Consider the following 4,394-nt stretch of genomic DNA (forward strand, 5'->3'; position numbering starts at 1 on the left):
ATTCTTACCAACTAATTAACTCTTTAAATAAAATTGATAATTACAATGATTATTCACTTTTTGTGCCAAACGACTGTAATCTAGCTATACCATTCAAAAATAATTTCCATATAAAAACCATTAAACAGGAAAAACAAGATAACTTTTGGAATGAGGTAAATGTATCAAACCCATTACTAGACAAGTCTATAGATATATACCATGTTCCTCAAAATGGTATTGGTTTACCTATTAACAAAGATTGCCCTTTCGTTATTACGCTACACGATATTATTCCATATAAAATGCCAGATACCGTAGGTGATCAATATCTTAAAATTTTCAATGAGAAATTTCCAAAAATCATTTCTCTGTGTGATGGAATAATTACTGTGTCCCAGTATTCAAAAGAAGATATTATTAAGGCTTTTAACTTTCCGAGGGAAAAAATATACGTTACCTATTTAGCTAGTGAAGATATTTATAAGCCTTATGACAAAACACTTAGTAAATATATAGTTGAAAAAAATTATTCTATTACAGGTGACTATATTTTATATATTGGAGGATTTAGTCCCCGTAAAAATATTCTTGGATTACTTGATTCATTTAGTATGCTTCTCCCAAGATTAAAAAAAGGGATCAAATTAGTCATTGCGGGTAGCAAAGGTAAATCATATGATATGTATATTAAGAGAGCACAAGATCTTCATATTGAAGATAAAGTAATCTTCCCAGGCTTTATATCTATGAACCATATACCCTTTATGTATAACGCCTGTGAGCTATTTGTGTATCCTTCGTTTTATGAAGGCTTTGGACTACCTCCAATCGAAGCAATGGCTTGTGGAGTGCCTGTAATAGCCTCAAATGTCACATCTATCCCTGAAATAGTTAAAGACGCAACGCTTCTTGTAAATCCATATGATATTAATGAATTAAGTGAAAAAATGTATAATGTGCTTCATGATGACGCCTTAAGGCAATCCCTTATTACTAAAGGATTAAAAAGAGCCTCTACCTTAACCTGGGATAATACAGCTGCAAGCACTCTAATTGCTTATCAAAACATACTAGAAGCAAACAAAATATAAATGCTTTAATAAAAAACATTAAACCCCCACCTAGTGTATTTATCACTAAATGGGGGTTTTAACAACATCAAATATGATGATTATTCTATCAATTATAATAATTATTAAAGTCTTCTAAAAACTTTTCTCTATCCTTTTTATACTCAACCTTTTTCTTTAATCTGCTTAAAAATATTTCTTCACTCCATTGTTTCTTCCTAGTATAATAGTCTTTAGATATACTATAAAAATCCTCAGGAAAACTAAGCATACCATAAAGCACATTAAGCTCCCTATCATCTAATGGATTTACCTCCGTATATCCCTGTAAAATATCACTACACTTATCTATATCATAACAAAAGTTCTTTATTGCTTTATTAATAAAATTACAAACGTCATGAACCCTTAAATCTACAACAGCATAATCAAAATCTAAAAAATAAACTTCTTCCTTATTAATTAATATATTATGGTGAGCTAAATCATGATGACAAAAAACGATCTTTTCTTTTTCACCACATAATTCGAAATATGAAGATTCATTAAGAATATTTATGCTTTTTTTTATATTTTCTGCGTAATATTCTACATTCTCTAAAAATATATCATCAAATTCATTTTTATTTTCATTTAGATTTGCTATACTTTTGAAAAACATAAGTTCATCTAATTTATTCTTATAATTTTGTATAATTTTACCACTCAAATAGCGCTGCTCATTCTTTGCAAGTAGCCTTTTAAATTCTTCCTTATCAATAAGTCCTTGTGACGCTTTATGAAGCTCAGCTATTGCTCTGGACGTAAGATTTATATCAACTGGATTACTGTACTCACACTCTCTACCTTCCACTAGATTCATAATACAATAAACATCATCTCTCCATGGAACATATATTAGCCCAGATTTCGTCTTTTCAAATTTAATAATTCTATCAAAATAATTATTCCTAATGTACTCAATACCATAATTAACAAATTCAAGTTGATCTTTACTGTAGTTTACTTTTTTTAAAACTTTATCTCCCTTATTGGTATCAAGTATAAAAACCTTTCTTACTGGGATAACATCATAAACTAAAAGATCAAATTTACTAAACAAATTTACATCTAGATCATATTTGCTTAAATATGCCTTATCTTTGTATCTAACGTCTAACATATTGTCACCTCTCTAATCTCCATTTTACTAATTTAGAATAAGGAATCTCCATCTTGGGCTAAAGCTTTTATAAGCCTCTGCGAAAATTTATCTTCATGCCACAGTCTTTTTCCTGTTCTATATCTATTACAACATTTCATGAACTCATGAGGATAAGAGATTAATGCTATTAAAAATTTCGAACTATTCTCATCCAACCCTTCAATATAACAAAATTCTTTAGCGAGTTTACAAAAATCAAGTTTTGCTCCTTTTCTTTTAAACCTACTAAGTAAAGGGAAACAATCCATTTCCACCATGTTGTAACTACAATTATCAAAATCAACTACATAAATAAAATCACTTTTCCCGAGGTTTTGAAAATTTGTATTTCCTAAACATATTTCGCAGCGCCTCATGCTTCTAGTTATTATTTCTAAATAATTTGATCCTTTCACTTCCCTAATACACGCTTCACCTCTATCAACAACTTCTTTTCCATATTTAATAATCATTTCTTCAAATAAATTTTTAGGTCCATCATTTTTAATGTTTTTTATATCTACACTTAACTTTTTAATAGATCTTTTATAGTCCTCTACGGTTTTACCAGTATTGTTATTTAATCTATTTCTAAGATAACCATTAAACCCCATACATTTTTCATGTACTTCATGAATAGCACTAAACTGCCTCATTATTGCTTCTTCTGATATGTCTACCTCTGTATTTTTATACTTAGATTCAATAACATCTGCCTTTTTAATATTCTTAAATATCATATAGTCAGAAAAATCATTGTATATGCTTATTGCCACCTGCACCACCTCAAATTCAATCTATTAATCAATTTATATATACTATAGCCTGGGGCTATTTACTATAGCCCAGCATCATTTGTTTTTTTTACAGCTTTTATCCATTTTTCTTAAAATTTCCTTTTGCTGAAATTCTAACTCACTAAGTTTTTTTTGTCTTCTTCTTATTTTTTTAAGTTTTTTAACTTCATCCTTCATATTATCAAGCTTCATATCATATTCCTCAACAGTTGATTCTTGCACTTCACTTATGTCAAATTCAGGTTCATCCATACTCATCTCTTTTTTACTTTTCCCCATAACGTTACCTCCCATATTTTATTTTTCTAAACTCATCAATAAGAATTTGCCTATCCACTTTATCCTCATTCATCTTTTCAAGTTTCTTTAAGAAAAACTCTTCTCCCCAATTCTTTTTTTCCCAATAATACTGAATTCCTATTTGCCAATATTCCTGAGGGAATTCCATAAATGCTGCCATTACCTCTATGTCACTTTTATATATCGAAAATGTCTCATCATACTCATCCATTATAAAAAGTGTATTTTCAAGGTTCCATTTACCGTTTTTCATTCTCCTTATTAGAAGGCTGCTTAAATCATGTAAATGAGTATCTAAAATGCAATAATCAAAATCAATTACACTCACTGCTCCACTTTTCTCAAGTAACACATTATGATGTGCATAATCATGATGACAGAATCCCCTATGTTTAATTTCTTCCTTCATCTTATTTACGTATTCACTTTTACACAGATTGTGTATTGATTTATTACACCTTGCAAGTTCACCCTCCATAATTTCCAGATAATTACTATCAAATTCTGTAATACATTCTTTTTCACTTATCCTTCTCTTAAAATCCAATATTTCATTTGAGCGAGTTTTAAAAGTTTCTATCCACTTAAGCCATGCTATTCTTGGTTTCATATCAGGTGTAACTTTAAAATTCAAACTTTTTTTATGAAGCTGTGCAAGTTTTGTTGTACATAGTTTTATTTCTACTAGGTTATCGTAGTCACATTCCCTTGCATCTACCCATAAAGTTAAATAAGCATATTTATTTTGGAGTTTTATATACTCCCTTTGATCAGTAGTTTCAATAATTTTAGGCACACTTTTAAACTCATTATTTTGCAAATGTTTTATAGCGCCAATTATAAATAAAAAATGTCCTAGTTCATAATTAACTACTTTTAAGCAATATATATTATCTCTAGTTTCTATTCTATAAACGTTTTTAATTTTCTCTATTTCATCAATGCGAAGAGAGTAATTATTCTTTACTATCTCCTTTACCTCTTGTATTCCCAAATCATTGCCTCCAAATTATTGTTCTATTGCAATATATGAACCTTTAGAATGATTTGTGCACAATTATA

Annotated in this window: 5 protein-coding genes; 1 reads left to right on the top strand and 4 read right to left on the bottom strand. The window is 29.1% G+C overall.

The window, feature by feature from the left end; genetic code table 11:
• The coding region (locus tag Q0649_RS00905; RefSeq protein ID WP_298836316.1) for a glycosyltransferase family 1 protein at positions 1 to 1,073 on the top strand (1,073 nt) is incomplete at its 5' end.
• 88 nt (positions 1,074 to 1,161) lie between these two features.
• Here the strand turns inward: Q0649_RS00905 and Q0649_RS00910 are convergent.
• From Q0649_RS00910 to Q0649_RS00925, 4 genes are all read right to left on the bottom strand, one after another.
• A complete protein-coding gene (locus tag Q0649_RS00910) occupies positions 1,162 to 2,214 on the bottom strand; it encodes a CotS family spore coat protein (protein WP_298836317.1) in 1,053 nt (350 codons plus the stop codon).
• A gap of 32 nt (positions 2,215 to 2,246) precedes the next feature.
• Entirely contained in the window at positions 2,247 to 3,011 is a 765-nt protein-coding gene (locus Q0649_RS00915; RefSeq protein WP_298836318.1) for a hypothetical protein, read from the bottom strand.
• A gap of 75 nt (positions 3,012 to 3,086) precedes the next feature.
• Positions 3,087 to 3,311 (bottom strand): hypothetical protein, encoded by a 225-nt coding sequence (locus Q0649_RS00920; RefSeq protein ID WP_298836319.1) that lies wholly within the window; start codon positions 3,309 to 3,311, stop codon positions 3,087 to 3,089.
• Between the two features lie 4 nt (positions 3,312 to 3,315).
• Complete coding sequence (locus tag Q0649_RS00925) at positions 3,316 to 4,326, bottom strand: CotS family spore coat protein (RefSeq protein WP_298836320.1); 1,011 nt, start codon at positions 4,324 to 4,326, stop codon at positions 3,316 to 3,318.
• Positions 4,327 to 4,394 lie beyond the last annotated feature (68 nt).

The organism is uncultured Clostridium sp. (genome assembly GCF_937920395.1).
Classification (GTDB): Bacteria; Bacillota; Clostridia; order Clostridiales; family Clostridiaceae; genus Clostridium_AD.

Bases quoted from the DNA above. Each gene is read 5' to 3' on its own strand.
- Q0649_RS00910 (WP_298836317.1), bottom strand. From the start codon at position 2,214: ATGTTAGACGTTAGATACAAAGATAAGGCATATTTAAGCAAATATGAT.
- Q0649_RS00920 (WP_298836319.1), bottom strand. From the start codon at position 3,311: ATGGGGAAAAGTAAAAAAGAGATGAGTATGGATGAACCTGAATTTGAC.